The following is an 18,250-nucleotide window of genomic DNA, read 5'->3' on the forward strand; positions in this document are numbered from 1 at the left end:
TATGCATAAATTTAGATCAACGTAAGCTTACAAAATGCCTTCTTTCATCGCCTTGTACACAAGTTGAGAGAACAGGCTGTTCGACCAAGCAAACCATGATCTGGTGAACACTTTCGGATCATCAGCGTGGAAGCCTTCATGCATGAATCCGGTATCCGCATCTGTCGATTCCAGCATAGCGATCATTTCAAGTTTCTCTTCAGCGGATGATGCCGTAATTCCCTGCATGGACAATGCCATATGCCAGATATAATTCGCTGGTGTATGCGGACTTCCAATTCCCTTAGCCATTTTCCCTTCAAAATAGAACGGATTTTCTTTGCTCAGGGCAAAACGTCTTGTGTTCTGATAAATCGGATCATCTGCAGTTACATATCCAAGATAAGGAATCGACATTAGACCCGGAGTTCCTGCATCATCCATCAGACAATGGTTACCGAACCCATCGGTTTCGTATGCATAGATCGGTCCGAACTCTGGATGACGATAAATACCATACAGCTTAATACCATGATCAATTTCAGCTTCAAGCTTCTTAAGATCAGCAAGAAGTGTCATATCACGGAAAATCCATTCTGCGAATTCTTGCATATGACGCAGAGCTACTACAGCAAACATATTGCCTGGAATGTTGTAGTGGAAATCACAAGCGTCATCGCTTGAACGGAAGCCTGACCATACCATTCCCGTGTAATTGACTGGCATGCCGAGACCGTTATTGCGCAAGGAATCCTCTGGAATCCCGTTATCCCGTGTGAAGCGGTATGGTGAACGCTCGAAATGGTATTGCTCCGTCTTGAACAGTTCCACGATTTTCAGCATAGCCGCTTTAAAGCCTGCATCAAACACATCGGTAAGTCCAGTCTCTTTCCAATAAGCATAAGCCAGACGCACGGAGAAGCACAGGGAATCGATTTCGAACTTGCGCTCCCATACCCACGGTGACATATCGGTCTCATCATCCGTATTCCAGTGCCAGTCATTAGCGGATTCATTAAACGCATTGGCATAAGGATCAATATGGATATAGTTCATATGACGCTTGATCAAGCCGCTCAGAATTCGCTGCAGCTCAGGGTCATTTTTGGCAAATGGCACGTAATGCATAACCTGTTCTACGGAGTCGCGCAGCCACATTGCCGGGATGTCACCAGTAATGACAAACGTCGTGCCGTCATCCATCAATTTAGTTGTCGTCTCCAACGTATTCGGAAACGTATTTTTAAACAACTGCAAAAGCTTGGGGCGATGAGCCAGCTTCTCTTCCGCTTCCTTCAGCACATCTTGAATGGATTGTGGCAGCGTAAGGGTCGGCATAGGTATTTTGGGGAGTCTAAATTGTTCCATGTGTATTGGCTCCTTTAGTTAAGTTAGGTATTAGGTATATATAAGTTTCACTGTTTTGATCTCATAAGGTGCAAATAGAAGTGAAATCGTTCCCTCCGTGGTTGGAAGAATCTCGATTTCTTCCTCCAGCGCATTGGACAAGTACACTTTCGCGAACGGATGCGGCCACGTCAAGGTGACAGAATCACGTCCTCCGGTGGACTCATACCAACGAAGAATAACACCACTGCCGTCTTCTGCAGGTTTGACTGTATCGAGCACGACATGCTGGCTCTCAAACGGAATCCATGAATGTGTCGGTGGCAGTGTTCCCTGTTTTGGAGACGCAGAAAGTACAGGCAGTTCGTAGTTCAGCTCTGCAGCTTTTCGGACAGTATCAGCTTGACGCCAATCCCCTATATGAGGATACAAGGAATACGTGAATTGGTGCTCTCCCAGGTCCGCCGTGACATCCGGCCATTTAGGTGCTCTTAGAAGAGACAGTCGGATGGTGCTGTCTTGAATGTCATAACCGTACTTGCAGTCGTTCAGCAGGCTGACACCGTAACCGAATTCCGATACGTCCGCGAAACGGTGACCACACACTTCGTACTGAGCCTGTTCCCAACTCGTGTTTCGATGTGTCGGACGTTCAATGGACCCGAATGGAATCTCGTAAGTCGCCTTTTCTGCCACGACGTCGATCGGGAACCCGACCTTGAGTAATTTATGTGATTCATTCCAGCTGACATGGGTTTTAAAATCAATTCGGCGATCCTGATGATACAAAATCATATCCTGTGTAATCTCCGATTGATGCAACCGCCACCGGAAACGAAGAATATCTTTTACCGATCCCGTTAGGAGCACTTTCTTCTCCAACAGCTCGGCTTCTCCGGCAACCTGATCCTCATAACGGGTATCAATGTCCCAAGCATCCCATAACACAGGACGATCATGGAAAAAATGAAACCGATTTGCCCGTTCTCCATCTTTCACCACTTCACGGTTAGCTTCTTTATCGAAGAGACTGATGATTTCGCCGCGATCATTGAACTCAATCTTGTAGAACTCACTTTCCCAGAGATGATCCAGGTTTTTCGGATCTTTACGGGATAGTCCTTCCAAGGACTCTCCTGTCCGCAACCATATTGTCTTATAGCCAAAAGCAGGCACATCCGGCACACACACGGTCAAGGAAACTACTCCCGTGTCATCGGTCACTACGTCACTCTTGAGGAGGTTACCCTCGGCATCGTAAACAGCTTGCTCATCCGGGCTATCTTCACAAGGTATCGATATGACGGCATCACGGGACCATCCCAAACTGTTGAATACGAGGTATGGAAGCCCTTCTCCTTCAGTACTCACTTGTGCTGCGAGTGCTTGAAGCCCGATCTGAAGCGATGTGTTTCCTTTATCGAATACTTCACCATACTCTTTCTCGGAGGTCACGTATGATTCGGTAATCGCTGACCCCGGGATAATGTCATGGAACTGGTTTAAAAGAATCAGCTTCCAGCCGTCATGAAGTGTGGTGTTTACTTCTTGTATCTGTCCATCAGCCATGGCTGGAGCTGCCAGCGTGTTCCACAGCTCTGCTTCGCGGTACAGCATTTCCGCTCTCCGGTTGTGCCTCTTATTACGACCATGTGTGGTATAGGTTCCGCGGTGCAATTCCAGATAGAGATCCCCTCGCCATGTTGGAAGCTTCGGATTGCGCTCTTCAATACTTTCGAAAAATTCCGCTGCCGTGCTGTAACGGCTGGCCGGCTGGCCTACCATCAATTCTGCCCGGTCGATATACTCTAGCATTTCACGGGTTGCACCACCGCCGCCATCGCCATGTCCGTAGAGCAGCATCTGCTCGTTATGAACATCTTTCTGGCGATAAGACTGCCAATGGTCATGAACATCCTTCGGCAGTGTATTTTCATTCACTCCATGGTTCAAGTAGGACAACATCGGCGTTCCGTCAATCCCTACCCAGTGAAATAAGTCGTACGGAAATACGTTCGTATCATTCCAGCCAAGTTTTGTGGTCATGAAATAACGGATACGGCCATGTTTCAAAATTTGCGGCAGTGAAGCACAATAACCGAATGTATCCGGAAGCCACTCAATATCCGACATTTTCCCAAACTCTTGCTGATAAAAGCGCTGACCGTAAAGCATTTGACGCATAAGTGATTCCCCGCTCGGTATGTTCAGGTCCGGTTCGACCCACATTCCTCCGACCAGCTCCCAGCGTCCTTCTGCTACTCTCTCTTTCACCCGCTCGTATAGCTCGGGGTCATTGTCTTTCAAAAACTGAAACAGCAGCGGCTGGCTCTGTGCATACTTATATTGAGGATACTCCTCCATCAAAGCATCAACGGTTGAAAAGGTACGGCTTGTTTTTCGGACCGTCTCCCGTACAGGCCACAGCCACGCGATATCAATATGTGACTGTCCGACCATGTGCTCGGTCCCCTCGGCATTGCCGCCGATCTCACCAATCTCGCGGACGAGGTCCTTTTCAAGCCGAATGATAGCTTCTCCCATACGCACTGCAGCCTCATCCATGGCGACGAACCTGTCCATCGCACGGTAAAGTGCTTCCATGAGACGGACACCCCTGAAGTCCTGCTCAGGTAGCAGGAGCAAGGAATCGCGTATAACAGTTACGGTGTACATCAGACTTTGTACAGGTGCATTGACCCGAACTAGCATACTGCGGATGGAGGTAATCGGAGGCTGGATTACCGCCTGCTGATTCAGTGGATCCACCGGCTCTGGAATCGGGTCGTACAGCTCAATTTCGAGTTCTACTCTAGGTCCGGTTCTTTCGGGATCCAAGGTGACAAACGTATGGTTCCGGTCCAGCCCTTGATAAGAACGGCCGTTTACACGCAGCAGACCCTCGCCTCCAGATTCGAACACGAAACCGATCTTGTCGGTAGACCATGTAACGGGAAGCTCCAGTGTTTTGCGGAAGAAATACGTTGTTCCCTGATTGCTCGGGAACCGCTCCAGTCCCTCTCCTTGTGGATAAGGTTCTGTATTCTCATATTGTCCCGGGAGTTTATAAGTGGAACGTGTAATATCCCAATCCCGCAGCCCCATAACCTCCAGCCATTGATGCTCTGACAATTCCATGATAAATCGTCTAATTCGCTCCATGAATTTAATCCTCCTGCACCGTCAGATCAATGCTAAGTGTATCATTGACATGTCTACCTGCCATCACGCGGAACAGACCAGGCTCAACAACATACTTATAATCTTTGCCGATATACTGCAACTGTTCTGCTCCAACCGTAAACTCAACAGTCTTTGATTCTCCCGGCTTCAAGTGGATCTTGCGGAAGCCTTTTAGCTCTTTGGCAGGTCTGGTGTAATCACTTACGGCATCGGATATATACATCTGAACGACTTCGTCCCCTTCACGGTCTCCCGTATTGGTTACGTTAACGGTCAGCGTCGCTTGTTCGTCAGATCGGATCACTTGCGGTTCAATTTTCAGATCGCTGTAGCTGAACTCGGTGTAACTCAGACCATATCCAAACGGATAACGCGGCTGTGAATCATCTTCTAAATACCTTTTTCCACGCGAGCGCTTTCCGTGATAATAAACAGGGAGCTGACCAACATGCTTAGGTACTGATATAGTCAGACGTCCCGATGGGTTTACGTCACCGAACAGAATATCGGCGATGGCGTGACCGCCCTCCTGGCCCGGATACCAAGCTTCAAGAATGGCATGGGCATGCTGGTCAATCCAAGGCTCTGCAATAGGTCGTCCATTGATCAATACAACTACAACCGGCTTGCCGAGTTTATGAATTTCCTGGAGCAGTTCTAGCTGCACACCCGACAGCTGAAGGGTCATTCGGTCTATTCCTTCACCGCAATCCATATCGCTCCAAGAATGCTCCGTCACTTTAGATGCCCCGGTTCTCAGATCAATCGTTCCTTCCCCGAAATCACGGGCGCTGGAGCCCCCAAGTACCATAACGACCGTATCCGCCTGCTCTGCGCAGGACAAAGCCAAATCAAAGCCTTCTTTTGAATCATCCTTAATCCGGCACCCCGGTGCGTACAGCACACGCTGCGGCTCATCTTTCAGTTTGTGACGAATTCCCTTCAGCACAGTAGCCACGCTGTGGGAAGGTTGCGGTGATGTATAATCACCGAGCTGATTGTAACCTTGATCCGCATTCGGACCGATAACCGCAATCTTACCGGACGTTTTGGATAGCGGAAGAATCCTGTTCTCGTTCTTGAGCAAAACGGTACCCTCAGCGGCAAGCTGATGGGCTAATGCAATATGTTTGCTACTCCCTATGACGTTCCCTGCACGATTCGGATCAACATAAGGATTTTCGAACAATCCGAGTTTGAATTTCAGACAAAGTACGCGCTGGACAGCTTGATCAATAACTTCCGTTTCCAGCTTACCGAGTTTCACGGCTTCTAACAAATGTCTGTTGAACATTTCTCCAGACATTTCCATATCGATCCCTGCCCGAATGGCCTGAACCGCAGCATCCATGCCATCCTCCGCCGTATCGTGACCGGAAGCAAGCATATCAATAGCTCCGCAGTCGGTAATGACCATCCCGTCAAAACCCCATTCCTGGCGAAGAATGTCGTCAAGCAGCTCGGAATTGACTGTACATGGTACTCCGTCGATTTCGTTATATGCCGGCATAATAGACTCGGCTCCAGCTTCAACCGCTTTTTTAAACGGCAGCAAATCTACTTCCATCAATTCGCGCCGTCCCATGTGTGCAGGTCCGGCATTTCTTCCACCCTCCGAGCTTCCATAGCCTGCAAAGTGTTTCAACGTCGCCACTACACTATCGTCCCGATCAAGAGACTCACCTTGAAGTCCTTCAACCGAGGCAACACCCATTTTGCTGATCAGATAAGGATCTTCCCCAAAGCATTCTTCCGTGCGTCCCCAACGGGGATCACGCACCACATCCAGCACAGGCGAATAAGTCGCTACCCCGCCCTGACTACGCGTCTCAAGGGCAACTGCATGACACATCTTCCGGTACAAATCTACATTCCATGTGCTTCCTATCGACAGCGGTACAGGAAAGACGGTACCACCAATCGCCATATGTCCATGAGAGCACTCCTCTCCGATCAGAATCGGAATGCCCAGACGGGAATGTTCAATGGCGTAACGTTGAATTTCATTTACCGCCTGAGCGCCTTCCTGGGGAGAGAGACCATTTTCGAGCGTTACTCCTGTCCACGGATCGGCGCGGAGTACCCCGTAGAGGGAGCCCACTCCGCCGTTTGTCACTTGCTGTTTAAAAGATTCAGTTAATGAAATTTGACCATTCTTATATTCATAGGTCTTCCAGCCGAAAGGTTGAATCAGCTGTCCGATCTTTTCTTCCAGAGTCATGAGGCTAAGCAGGTGCTGAGCCCTTTCCATGGCTGGCTTGCCAGCATCTTTATAAGTCATCTGAATCCCTCCGGTCTTTACATGGATTATTCTTTTACCGCACCAACCGTCAAGCCTTGGATAAAGTAACGTTGGAAGAACGGATAAGCTAAAATGATAGGTCCGGTAGCCAGTACCACCATCGCCATACGGGAAGTGTCCTGAGGCAATGATTGAAGAGCCTCCATGCTAAGTGAAGAGTTTTGAGAATTTTGCAGAATGAACTGCATGCTCGTTTCAATCCGCATCAACATGGACTGCAATGGAACCAGGTTCGGATCGTCAATGTACAAGAGTGCGTTAAACCAGTCGTTCCAGTATCCGAGTGTGCTGAACAATCCGATCGTTGCCAACCCAGGAAGGGAAAGCGGAAGAACGATTTTATAGAAAATTTTGAACTCCGATGCTCCATCAATTTTACCGGACTCAACAATCGCATCCGGAACACTCGTGACATAAAACGTTCGCAGAATCATGATGTAAAAGGCGTTAACGGCAAGCGGCCATATGAGCGACCAGATCGAATCCTTAAGTCCCAAAAGCTGTGTAGCAACAATATAAGTCGGCACCATACCGCCGTTAAAGAGCATCGTAAAGAATGCGAAGAACGAAAAGAAGTTACGGTATCTGAAACTCTTACGTGAAATCGCATAGGAGTACAATGAGATAATACATAAACTGATGAGCGTACCTACAACGGTTATAAAGATCGTTACACCGTACGAGCGAAGTAACGTATCCCCTGTCTCGAATACGTACTTGTACGCTTCCAAACTCCATTTCTCAGGAAAAATCTGATATCCGTTACTGGCAAGAGATTTCTCATCCGTAAAGGAAATGATCATTACAAATAAAAACGGGAATACACATAAAAAGGAAAAAATACCTGCAATAAGATTGCCTACAATATTCCAACCCTTAGAAACCTGATGAAAGTCCCGAGTCTTGATCTTGGTTTTGCTATTATTCACGTTACGTACCCCCTTTGATGAAAATTTGCGGATTAGAACAACGCGTTCTCCTTGTCATATTTGCGCACGATATAGTTCGAAGTCATAACAAGGGCGAATCCGACAACAGATTGATACAGACCAGCGGCAGTACTCATACCGATCTCACCGGTAGTCTTAAGTCCACGGTATACATAGGTATCGATAACGTTCGTAACCGAATAAAGCGTACCGGAATCTCTCGGCACTTGATAGAACAGTCCGAAATCCGCATAAAAGATTCTGCCTATTGCAAGCAGGGTTAAGATGGTCATAAGTGGCTTCAGCATTGGGATCGTAATTGACTTGATCTGCTGCCATTTGTTTGCGCCGTCAATCATAGCCGCTTCATAGAGCGATTTGTCGATCCCCGTAATAGATGCGAGATAAATAACACTGTTATAACCAATGGATTTCCACAAGCTAATCAATATCAAAAATAGAGGCCAGTATTTTGATTCCGAGTACCACTGAACCGGATCTGCACCAAACCAAGCAAGAATTTGGTTCAGCACCCCTTTATCATAGCTCAAGAAGCTAAATGCAAAATAACCGACGATTACCCATGATAAGAAATAGGGCAGAAACATGCCGGTCTGGTAAACTTTCGCCAGTCGTTTATTTACGATTTCAGACAGTACAATCGCCAGGGCAACAGACAAGATGAGACCTAGGACGATAAAGGCGAAATTATACAACACCGTGTTTCTCGTAATGATATATGCGTCGTTTGTACTAAACAAAAATTTAAAGTTATCAAGTCCGACCCACTTACTGTTTATGATGCTGGCCAGAAATCCATCGCGGCTAAAACGGTATTCTTTAAACGCAATGACCGTTCCTAACATCGGCAAGTAGGAGAAAAAGAGAAACCAGATGGCTCCAGGCAAAACAAAGAACAGCATCGCTTTATTGAGCATAATATTTTTAAAGAATTGTCCGATCGCTCTCACGTTAATCCCTCCTCGTGATGAATGAAAAAGAGAAGGGCGGTCAATGACCGCCGCCCCTCGTATTCACGTTGTCAATCTTCTTACTTGTTGCTTGCTTTCCATGCGTCAATTTGGCTTTGAGCTTCAGCTATGATTTTGTCCAGACCAGCAGCTTTTAATTTCTCGATTGCTTTAGGCAGGTATTGTTCTGGATCTACGGTACCCGTCATCAATGGAGCCCAGAATTCTTCTTTCGCGTTGTTGACCGCCGCAAGTTCGGTAGAAACTTTTGTAGGATCGAAGTTGAAACCGAGCAGCGGTGCAGGTTGACCGGATGCGTTAAACTTCTTGAACTCTTCCCACTTGTTCTCAGGATCTTCAGGGTTCAAATAAGTAAGCATGACGTTACCAAGTGAAAATGTAGGCATGTCGTAGTTCTTGGATTCAGGCAAGTTTTCCATTACATTCTCACTAAGTTTTTTGTAGTGCACGCCTTCAATACCGGAATCCACCATATTGCGAAGTGTTTCGTCCGTATTAAGCAGATTCAGGAATTTCATAGCTTCTTCAGGATGATCAGAGTTCGCGGATATCGCTTGCATGGAACCCATTACAGACCAGTTGTAGATGATAGGGTCGCCAGCTGGTGTGGAGACGATTGGGTAACCGTAGCTTGCACCCCACATGTTATCGGCGAACGGCTGTGTAGAAGCGCGGTCTGTAAACCAGTTTCCAGAAGTAAACAAATCTTGTGTAGAAGTTGTTGTTGCTGCTTCAGGAGAAATGTATCCTGCTTTGTAGAATTTATTCATTGTTTTCAAAGCTTCCATCGTTTCTGGAGCTTCGAGGATGTTGATAACTTTCAATTCTTCATTATCGTCCATATGAACAGCCATCGGCATTTTTTCAATGATGTAGTCGAAAGGAAGTACTGGAGCGTAATCTTTGTTGATCGCGAGAGGTACAACATTTGGCTCCTCTTCCTTAATTGTTTTGAGCAGTGGCTCAAGGCTTTCCAATGATCTCACGTTGGAAATGTCCAGGTTGTGCTTCTCAACAAGGTTTTTGTTGAAACGCCATACTTCTTGAGCCGGAAGCTCTTTGTTAGCCGGGATCGCATAGTTATGTCCGTCAACCTTGGAGCCTTCCAGGAAAGCAGGGTCAAGTGCTTCTTTAATGCCTTGTCCATGCTTCTCAATCAACTCATCAAGCTCCATGAATGCGCCTTTTCTTGCGTTTTGAACGTAATCAAATGCCCATGAGCTTGTGAACAAAATGTCCATCGGCTCACCGGAAGCTGCCATAACCTGCATTTTTTGTGTATAGTCACCGAAGTCAATCTGCTTCATGTCAACGGTTACACCGATTTTCTCAGCAGTGTACTTATTGATCTCAGCCTCAACTTTATCCAGATCTTTCTGAGGCTGACCGACCGTATACCAGATCAGTTCCACTGGTTTAGCTGATGCACCATCGTTGCTTGCGCTTTCATTAGCATCCTTTTTGTCACCACCGCAAGCAGACAGCAGCATGGAAGCGGACAACAACAATGTAACTGGAAGCAGCCACTTCTTTCTTGATTTACTCATTTCATTTCCTCCCTTTTTTCTCTCTTGTACGCTTTCTACACTTTTAAGGTTACCGGATGAAAGCAGTTTCACATAGGTTAAAAATCAAAGTTATTATGGTGAAAATAAAGAAAAAACTACTCTGAGCAATGCATCAGAGCAGTCCTTTAAAGTCTCTTGGCGATAAACCTACATACTTCTTGAATTGCTTATAGAAATATCCAGTTTCCCAATAACCGACTTCCCTGGAGATTTCTTGAACTTTAAGGTTTGTCGTACGAAGCAGTTCTTTAGCTTTCTCAATCCGGTAACGGTTTATGTATTCCGTAAAGCTCTCCCCTGTTTCCTTATGGAAAAGATGCCCCAAATAAACCGGATGAATATGGTATTGCCCAGCAAGCACTTTAAGCGACAAATCCTCGTTATAAGATTGATGAATATGGTGGAGGGTTTGCTGAATCACAGGACTTTTGATATCGCTGTTCAAGGAATCGACCAGACCTCCAATCCCCTCCTTCACAGCAGCAATCAAATCATCTATCGATACCGATTCCATAATGCGGTTAAGTGTGTTTTTAACGAAGTCCGGGGCAGCACCATATTGGATGTCGCTAAGCTCCATCTTAAATCGGATAATCAGTTCCACAGCAAAACTTTGTAACGCGCTCGGCACAATGCCAGGCGTACTCCGAAGTTGGTCGTAATCACTTTCGATTTTATTAAACAACTCTTGTTTATCCCTTGCTGCAATGCCTTTGGCATAGTCAGGCCAATGTAGCGAGAAGGATCGTGAAGCCTCCTCCTTACGTTCCTTAATGTCTACATAGTCCACATATGATGGCTGCTCTAGGACCAGAAAATACTCCTGAGCCTCTTTCGCATGCCGATAACTGTCCGTGTTATGCTCTGAAAGGGTCTCCACACTTCCTAGAGAAATACAAATATCTTCTTCGAAACACTGCTCCCTGACTTGCTGAAGTAGCCGGATAGCTCTTGGTTTCTCAGCTTCGGAATCATCCATCGTAAAAATCACAACAAAGTCTCCGTCATAATCGATAAGATACAGAACATTGTCTTCATTTTCTACCAGTTGTATCAGTGCCTGTTCCACTTTAGCCGACTGAGTTCGCAGCACAGACACCATCATGTAAGGCTGGTCGAGTCGAAGGCCCAGTAAAGAAGCACGCTCTGACAGCTCTTCCGGCTCGATCTTCCCGGTTAACCACCGGTGCAAAATATTACTTCTCAGAATGGAGATATCATACTCATTAAGCGCATAACTCGCTCTTGAAGCGTTGATCTTCTCAATTGTTCCAGAGAGTGTCTCCTCAAGTTCTTTTAGATTAATCGGTTTAAGTAGATAATTCTCAATTCCAAGACGCATGGCTTCCTTTAAATAAGCAAAATCGTCAAACCCGCTAAGGATGATAACTTTAAGTTCCGGTTTGATTTTTCTGGCCTCCGCTATTAACTCGAGCCCTGTCATGACAGGCATAGAGATATCCGTAATCAGTATATCTACAGGGAGGTCTTTCAATTTCTCAAGCCCCAGCTTTCCGTTTTCTGCATTACCAACAATTTCAATATCGAACCGCGGCCAATCCACGGCATCATACAGTCCTTCAATAATAAAAGGTTCGTCGTCTACGATAAATACCTTATACATCACTTTCCATCTCCTATTCTGTCACCGGAAAATCAATCGACACCGTAGTACCGATACCCGGCTTGCTCTGGATGTCCATACCAAACTTACTTCCGTAAGTGAGCTTCAGACGCTCGTTAACACTTCTTAGGCCAAATGATTCCTCCCCGCTAGCCTCAGCTAACTGAAGACGCTTCAGGATACTCTCCAACTTGTCCGCTGTAATTCCTTTACCATTATCACGAATTTCAATATGCACCCGCTCATCTTCCCGGACAGCTGTAATGAGAATGTGGTTATCATAACGGTCTGTCTTCAGACCATGAACAATATAATTTTCTATTAGTGGCTGCAGCGACATCTTAATCATCGGGACTGCACCGATCTCCTTCTCCCAGTCGAATTCATAGGTGAACTTGTCTTTATACCGGATCCGAAACAGTTCAAGGTATAAACGGCACGCCTCAAGTTCATCATTCAGCGTGTAATTGTGCTTGGTCTGCACCAGATTCTTAAAGAGTACAGACAAGCTGTAGATCATCTCACCGACATCCTGAGCCCCTTGGGAAAGCGCCCTCATTCGAATGACTTCCAGTGTGTTATATAAAAAGTGTGGGTTAATTCTTGCTTGAAGCGCAGACAATTCCGCATTCTTCTGATTGATCTCCGCTTTATACACTTTGTCGATATACTTGGTCAGCTTATCCAGCATCTCATTAAAACTCTGTGAAATCTGTCCGAGCTGATCTTCCTTCGGATCCTGAATTCTGGCTACAAAATCCCCGGTCTCTACTTTACGCATAAATCGAATAATGTTGTTGGTTCTCTTCGAATAGTTAACAACCACTACAGCAGGGAGTAGGACAGCGAATAACACACATGCCAGGGCAGCCAGAATGATCGTATTACGAAGGCCCTCATAAGTCGCTGTAACCTCCGCTTTGGGAGCGATTCCAACGACAGTGAATCCCCCTTGATTATTAGACAAAGTTGTTATATAAGACTCTTCCTCCAGCTCCACGGTCTCCTTCGGATTGAGCAGCTCTTTCGCATATGGATAACGCTTACCATAAAACTTATTTGAAGAGTCAAACATGACTTCACCATCAGCTGACAGTACCAGAATATATCCCTTCATATTAGAAGATTGGCTCGACAACAATTGATGCAAGCCCTCTGTCCGAAAATAAACGAGCAATTGGCCCAAATTTTTATAGGTTCTCATATCATTAATCGGACTTCGAATAGAAAACAGCTGACTTTCTTCGTTCCGAGTTAGTTTCTGCACCCATTCATTGGGCAGTGTTACGCTCAGGCTCTCCAGTGCCATGGCATCCGGGATGAATGAACGCGCCGAGTTGACTTGATATAGCTTGTTCATACTCCCCTGCTTATAGACATAAATGTATTGCTTCTCTGCGCTGTAAAGAATGATATTCTCAATATCAGTATCATCTTCCAGACTCTTTTTGAAATAGGACAGAACACTATCTGAATTGGATCCGCGGGACTCGATAATCCGGTCGATTCTTTTGGCCATATATTCATCGAATGAGTTCATCAGAAAAAAGGAAGCGTCGTCACTAAGCGCGGTGCTACGGTACAAATCATTCACATACGACTGCACAGTCTCGTATTTCTGATTGATATACCGTTCTACCCGCTCTACCGCTTCTCGTTGGTTACCCAGCTCGTCCCGTACGGCAGTTTGGGACAAAAAATAATACATTAGATATGACAACGAAAGAATCGTCACCACAGTGATCGCAGCAAACAGGAGCAGTATTTTGGTGAACATATTGTTTTTAATATAATTTTTATAAAAATTAACAGGAGACACGACTGTCAATCTCCTTCCTGATGTGTAAGAACGCCTTGGTTACCGCTTCTATACTATAACACGTTCCGACCATTTTATTTCGTTGTAATAATTTAGGCGATCGCATGAATTAGAACATTATGGAAAATGCGATAACGGCCCATTTCGCACGCTTTAATGCGCCTCGACTCTTCCCACACATAAGATAGGTGAAGAAGGAGTGATTCATTGTGCCTAATTACCGAATTATCGTTGATTTACCAAGATATCAGCTTCATTTGCTTGACGGAAATCGTGTGGTGCACACTTATCCTATCGCTGTCGGTAAACTAGCTACTCAGACGCCCTCCGGCAACTACACCATCGTTAGTAAAGAGCCTAATCCGGGTGGACCCTTTGGTTCATACTGGCTAGGCTTATCGAAGCCCCATTACGGTATTCACGGAACGAATGATCCTTCTTCCATCGGAAGATCCGTATCACATGGCTGTATCCGTATGTACAACGAGGATGTTAATGAACTGGCTTCTCTTGTTCCCATCCATACCCCGGTGAAGATAAGGCGCTAATATTTCTTGTGCAGAGTGATTTCGCAAAAACGGACAAGAAGTACTTAGTGAAATTGACAACCCGCTTAGCAATTTCATCATCGGAAAAGTGATCCTCAATCTGGTGCTCAGTCTTTCTGGCTGAGAAGGTAGAGAATGCATAATAATTTAATGGAGAATATGAAAAGGCGCCAGAGATACGACCGGCGCCTTTTTTGTATGCATTGTATATTCGCATATATCACACTCTTCCGCGCAGGGAACGCACCACAAAGCTGTGTTCATCTTTACGCAAACGTATACCAGTCGACAGCGTAACCGTTTCTGCATCATGTGCTGTCAATATCGCTTGAGATGCCACTAAAGAATTCCCTCTCCACACCATTACGTGTGAGCGGAAATATACGGCGTTATCAAATTGTATGGAATGATTGATTTTGTAGCCAATATTGTTCAGAGACGGAGACCGATCAGCCCTTTCAATCTTGGCAATCGCATGAAAAGGCACAACAACATCACCAGGTACAATCACTAATTTCTCATGCACACTGTCCCATGTTTTCAGCACACCTTCGACCGCGACCTTTGTACCGTCAAGACGCTGTACAACAACCCGACGACCAATCCAATGTTTCAATCTGGCCACCTCCCGGACTATTTCGCTTCCGCAACCGGTATGCCGGGAACATCCCAGTTTACCGGTTCAATGCCCTGCTCTTTCAAAAAAGTGTTTGACGCTGAAAATGGACGACTTCCGAAAAATCCTTTGCGTGCGGCAAAAGGGCTTGGATGACTAGACTCCAGCACCTTATGCCGGCTCCGGTCAATATAAACTCCTTTTTTTTGCGCGTAGCTTCCCCATAAAATAAACACCATTGGACTCTCACGTTCATTTAATTTCGAAATAATGGCGTCCGTGAATCTTTCCCACCCCAGCCCTTTATGCGAATTAGGTTGTCCCTCTCGAACGGTTAGTACTGCATTCAGAAGCAGAACGCCCTGATAAGCCCAGTGCATCAAAGATCCATGACTTGGAGTAGGTATCCCCATATCCGCTATCAGCTCTTTATAAATATTATGTAATGATGGAGGTGTTTTAACTCCGGGTTTAACAGAAAAGCTGAGGCCCTCAGCTTGCCCGTAGCCGTGATATGGATCCTGACCCAAAATAACAACCTTCGTATCCTTGTATGAGGTCTGTTTTAATGCACGGAAAATATCCTCTTGAGGTGGATAAACGGTATAATTCCGATACTCCTCAGCCACTTTCAATCGCAACTGCTCGAAATAAGGCTTCTCTACCTCTTCTTGCAGAAGTGAATCCCAATCGTTATTAAACAAAGATTTCTCCTCCCAGCAGATATTCCGGACTAACAAAATTTTAGTTGTATAGAGGTTGTTCAAAAAGTCCGCTTTTGATCAGGAAGTGGGCTCGGCATCGAATCTTGAATTCAGCCGGTCCTTCCGGTGCTCACGTACCCAATACGTACGCTCCGCTCCTCAGTACCTAGCTTCATCCAACCTTCTCGGTGCTGAAAACCGACCTTTTTGAACACGCACGTATAGAAAATATTACACTTTTTTCAGCAAAAAATAAACCGACTTCCCATCCGGGAGCCGGTTTATTTCTTCACTTGCTTATTACGCTGTTACGATGCCGAGGACGGGGGTCGAACCCGTACGGTAGTCACCTACCGCAGGATTTTAAGTCCTGTGCGTCTGCCTGTTCCGCCACCCCGGCATAATGTCAATGTGCGCCAATTGAGCAATATTTGTTTCATCGGCGACAAAAATGATAATACCACGTATCTATATATGCTGTCAATATGCAATATGATTTTTAATCCGATCCGATTCTTCAAAAAAGAATAAAATCACATCCGGCTTCAAAGAATAATAAGAAAATGTCAATTTCCATGACAAGCAAAGGACACAATAACCGATGAAAAAACTCTGTTTACCGCTGCTGTTCATCATCACCTTTTCACTGATCACGTCCCCTGCGGGTGCCATGCCTTCAGCAACTAGTAAAAAACGTGATTATTACGAACAACGCGGCGAAATTGTGTGGGAGGTCCCTACCCCAAAAAAGGTGATTGCTTTAACCTTTGATGACGGTCCTGACGATGACTCAACGGTCAGAATTCTTGACTTGCTTAAACAGTATGATGCCAAGGCTACTTTTTTTGTTGTCGGCAACCGCGTGGAGAAATATCCTGAAGTCGTCAAGCGTGAGGTGGAGGAAGGACACGAGATCGGAAATCATTCATTCAGCCATCCGTCATTCGAACGTATCGGCAGCCGTCTCATTACATCAGAGCTGGATAAGACCCAGGAAGCCGTTTATAAAGCAGTTGGAAAGAAACCGGTACTATTCCGACCTCCGGGGGGCAGCTACAACGAGTCGATCGTACAGTTTTGTAAAAATAACGGTCTCCTTATGATTTTATGGTCCTGGCATCAGGACACGCTGGATTGGAGGAAGCCAGGTGTTAATAGAATCGCAAACAAAGTTTTGAAAAACGCACACAACGGCGATATCGTGCTCATGCATGATTTTGTGTCAAACAGTACGCAGACCTTAGAGGCGCTGAAAATTATTTTGCCTGAGCTGAAAAAAAGAGGTTATTCCTTTGTCACAATCTCTGAACTTCTTTCATACAGGGAGCATACAGAAAACCACATGGAAGTAAATCATTAGACATCAAAAAAGCCTATGTATCTTATCGGTACATAGACTTTTTTATATTTTCCATCCATTAAGCCGTAGAAGGTTCCGAATCCTTAGACCCGCTCTGAGACTTATTCAAGAGAACAATTCCGATAATGATAAGAACCAGGGCAATCCCTTTCATCAGAGACAAATGCTCCTGAAATAGTAGCACCCCAATGATGGCTGTGAGCGCGGTACCGATCCCTGACCAAGTTGCATAGGCGGAAGATAACGAAATACTTTTCAGGGCAAAAGACAGACACATGAACGACCCAAGGTATCCTGCTGCAACACCTATGGAAGGCCACAGCTCTGTAAATCCTTCTGAAAGCTTCAACATGGTTGAGCCGAAAGCCTCCAATATAATTGCAAAACCCAAGTACACAGCACCCATCCCCCGTGTTCCTCCTTTACTAAGATAAATTAAGCATCACGATGCCGATTATAAGAATAGCGATCCCGAGTATCCCCTGCCGATTCACTTTTTCTTTAAACAAATACACCCCGATAATGACAGTTAGTATCGTCCCCACGCCACTCCATGTTGCATAAGAAAGCCCTAGTGGAAGAGCCTGCAAAGCCTTGGACAGCATGTAAAAAGCTGCGGCATAACCCAAAACCACGCCAATAATCGGGGTGATTTTCGTAAATCCGTTGGATAGCTTCAGCATCGTTGAGCCAAACACTTCCAATAATATAGCTGCTGCCAAAAAAAGATAAAAGACCACCTATTGAACCTCCTTGATTTGTTGAAGAATATAAGCAATAATCCGTCTCTGCTCTTCCTCTTTTAGCTGACCGATTCCGAACATTTTGGAATACCAAAGACCATCACAGGCCAATCTCAATGACAGCCCCAGCTCGAAAGGAATCCCCTCTTTCACCACTTCCTCTGTAAATCGGGTGCATTCCTCGTTCCACTGCTCCAGCACGGCCGTATGGTTAGCGGAAGCTGCCAGCACACTTGCGTCTATACCTAAAAATTCAGACTGAAACAGATCATTCAAGGTAGCCTCTGTGTAAGCCTCTACGTAATTTTTGCCTAGACTCATCTCTTCCCTTATTCGATCCCTGAAACGTTCAATCGTATATAGGTTCAACCCACTAATAAGCTCTTCTTTATTAGGGAAGTGGTACAATAAACCGCCTTTGCTGACACCCGCTTCGTTTGCTACGGCTTCCAATGTAAGCGAGGTTATTCCCCGGGTAATGATAATTTTGGATGCTGCCTCCATAAGCTTTTGTTTTGTAGACATAAACACCCTCC

The 18,250-nt window shown here is 45.6% G+C and carries 15 protein-coding genes and 1 tRNA gene; 2 read left to right on the plus strand and 14 right to left on the minus strand.

Annotated elements, in window-relative coordinates; genetic code table 11:
* Window positions 1–27: 27 nt before the first annotated feature.
* The 8 genes from AC2TF5_RS19300 to AC2TF5_RS19335 form a co-directional block, all read right to left on the minus strand.
* A complete protein-coding gene (locus AC2TF5_RS19300) occupies window positions 28–1,347 on the minus strand; it encodes a glycoside hydrolase family 125 protein (RefSeq protein WP_241932887.1) in 1,320 nt (439 codons plus the stop codon).
* Between the two features lie 30 nt (window positions 1,348–1,377).
* Window positions 1,378–4,488, minus strand: a complete 3,111-nt coding sequence (locus AC2TF5_RS19305; RefSeq protein ID WP_491298792.1) for an alpha-mannosidase — start codon at window positions 4,486–4,488, stop codon at window positions 1,378–1,380.
* Window positions 4,489–4,492: 4 nt separating this feature from the next.
* The gene (locus AC2TF5_RS19310; protein ID WP_491298793.1) at window positions 4,493–6,790 is read right to left on the minus strand and encodes a glycoside hydrolase family 3 N-terminal domain-containing protein; all 2,298 of its coding nucleotides are present in this window, start codon (window positions 6,788–6,790) and stop codon (window positions 4,493–4,495) included.
* Window positions 6,791–6,816: 26 nt separating this feature from the next.
* Window positions 6,817–7,740 (minus strand): carbohydrate ABC transporter permease, encoded by a 924-nt coding sequence (locus AC2TF5_RS19315; protein ID WP_241932884.1) that lies wholly within the window; start codon window positions 7,738–7,740, stop codon window positions 6,817–6,819.
* A 32-nt stretch (window positions 7,741–7,772) separates the two neighbouring features.
* On the minus strand, window positions 7,773–8,702 hold the full coding sequence (locus AC2TF5_RS19320; RefSeq protein ID WP_491302938.1) for an ABC transporter permease: 930 nt from the start codon (window positions 8,700–8,702) through the stop codon (window positions 7,773–7,775).
* Between the two features lie 89 nt (window positions 8,703–8,791).
* Entirely contained in the window at window positions 8,792–10,279 is a 1,488-nt protein-coding gene (locus AC2TF5_RS19325) for an ABC transporter substrate-binding protein (protein ID WP_491298794.1), read from the minus strand.
* Window positions 10,280–10,412: 133 nt separating this feature from the next.
* Window positions 10,413–11,924, minus strand: coding sequence for a response regulator (locus tag AC2TF5_RS19330; protein WP_491298795.1), 1,512 nt, complete (start codon window positions 11,922–11,924; stop codon window positions 10,413–10,415).
* A gap of 13 nt (window positions 11,925–11,937) precedes the next feature.
* The gene (locus AC2TF5_RS19335; protein ID WP_491298796.1) at window positions 11,938–13,743 is read right to left on the minus strand and encodes a cache domain-containing sensor histidine kinase; all 1,806 of its coding nucleotides are present in this window, start codon (window positions 13,741–13,743) and stop codon (window positions 11,938–11,940) included.
* A 209-nt stretch (window positions 13,744–13,952) separates the two neighbouring features.
* Between AC2TF5_RS19335 and AC2TF5_RS19340 the strand changes: the two genes are divergently transcribed.
* Window positions 13,953–14,291, plus strand: a complete 339-nt coding sequence (locus AC2TF5_RS19340; protein ID WP_491298797.1) for a L,D-transpeptidase — start codon at window positions 13,953–13,955, stop codon at window positions 14,289–14,291.
* A 220-nt stretch (window positions 14,292–14,511) separates the two neighbouring features.
* On the opposite strand, the gene AC2TF5_RS19345 is transcribed toward AC2TF5_RS19340, so the two are convergent.
* The 3 genes from AC2TF5_RS19345 to AC2TF5_RS19355 form a co-directional block, all read right to left on the minus strand.
* Window positions 14,512–14,907, minus strand: coding sequence for a hypothetical protein (locus tag AC2TF5_RS19345; protein WP_491298798.1), 396 nt, complete (start codon window positions 14,905–14,907; stop codon window positions 14,512–14,514).
* 17 nt (window positions 14,908–14,924) lie between these two features.
* Window positions 14,925–15,611, minus strand: coding sequence for a uracil-DNA glycosylase (locus AC2TF5_RS19350; RefSeq protein ID WP_491298799.1), 687 nt, complete (start codon window positions 15,609–15,611; stop codon window positions 14,925–14,927).
* Between the two features lie 314 nt (window positions 15,612–15,925).
* Window positions 15,926–16,011 (minus strand) — tRNA-Leu (locus tag AC2TF5_RS19355).
* A gap of 201 nt (window positions 16,012–16,212) precedes the next feature.
* Here AC2TF5_RS19355 and AC2TF5_RS19360 point away from each other — a divergent pair.
* The gene (locus AC2TF5_RS19360; protein ID WP_491298800.1) at window positions 16,213–16,971 is read left to right on the plus strand and encodes a polysaccharide deacetylase family protein; all 759 of its coding nucleotides are present in this window, start codon (window positions 16,213–16,215) and stop codon (window positions 16,969–16,971) included.
* Window positions 16,972–17,029: 58 nt separating this feature from the next.
* Here the strand turns inward: AC2TF5_RS19360 and AC2TF5_RS19365 are convergent, their stop codons facing one another.
* Genes AC2TF5_RS19365 through AC2TF5_RS19375 form a run of 3 tightly spaced genes read right to left on the minus strand, consistent with a single transcriptional unit; the run spans window position 17,030 to window position 18,239 of the window.
* On the minus strand, window positions 17,030–17,377 hold the full coding sequence (locus AC2TF5_RS19365) for a DMT family transporter (protein ID WP_491298801.1): 348 nt from the start codon (window positions 17,375–17,377) through the stop codon (window positions 17,030–17,032).
* A gap of 19 nt (window positions 17,378–17,396) precedes the next feature.
* Window positions 17,397–17,654, minus strand: coding sequence for a DMT family transporter (locus tag AC2TF5_RS19370; protein ID WP_491302939.1), 258 nt, complete (start codon window positions 17,652–17,654; stop codon window positions 17,397–17,399).
* Window positions 17,655–17,711: 57 nt separating this feature from the next.
* Window positions 17,712–18,239, minus strand: coding sequence for a TetR/AcrR family transcriptional regulator (locus AC2TF5_RS19375; RefSeq protein WP_491298802.1), 528 nt, complete (start codon window positions 18,237–18,239; stop codon window positions 17,712–17,714).
* Between the last annotated feature and the right edge of the window lie 11 nt (window positions 18,240–18,250).

Source organism: Paenibacillus sp. JNUCC 34, assembly GCF_058269055.1.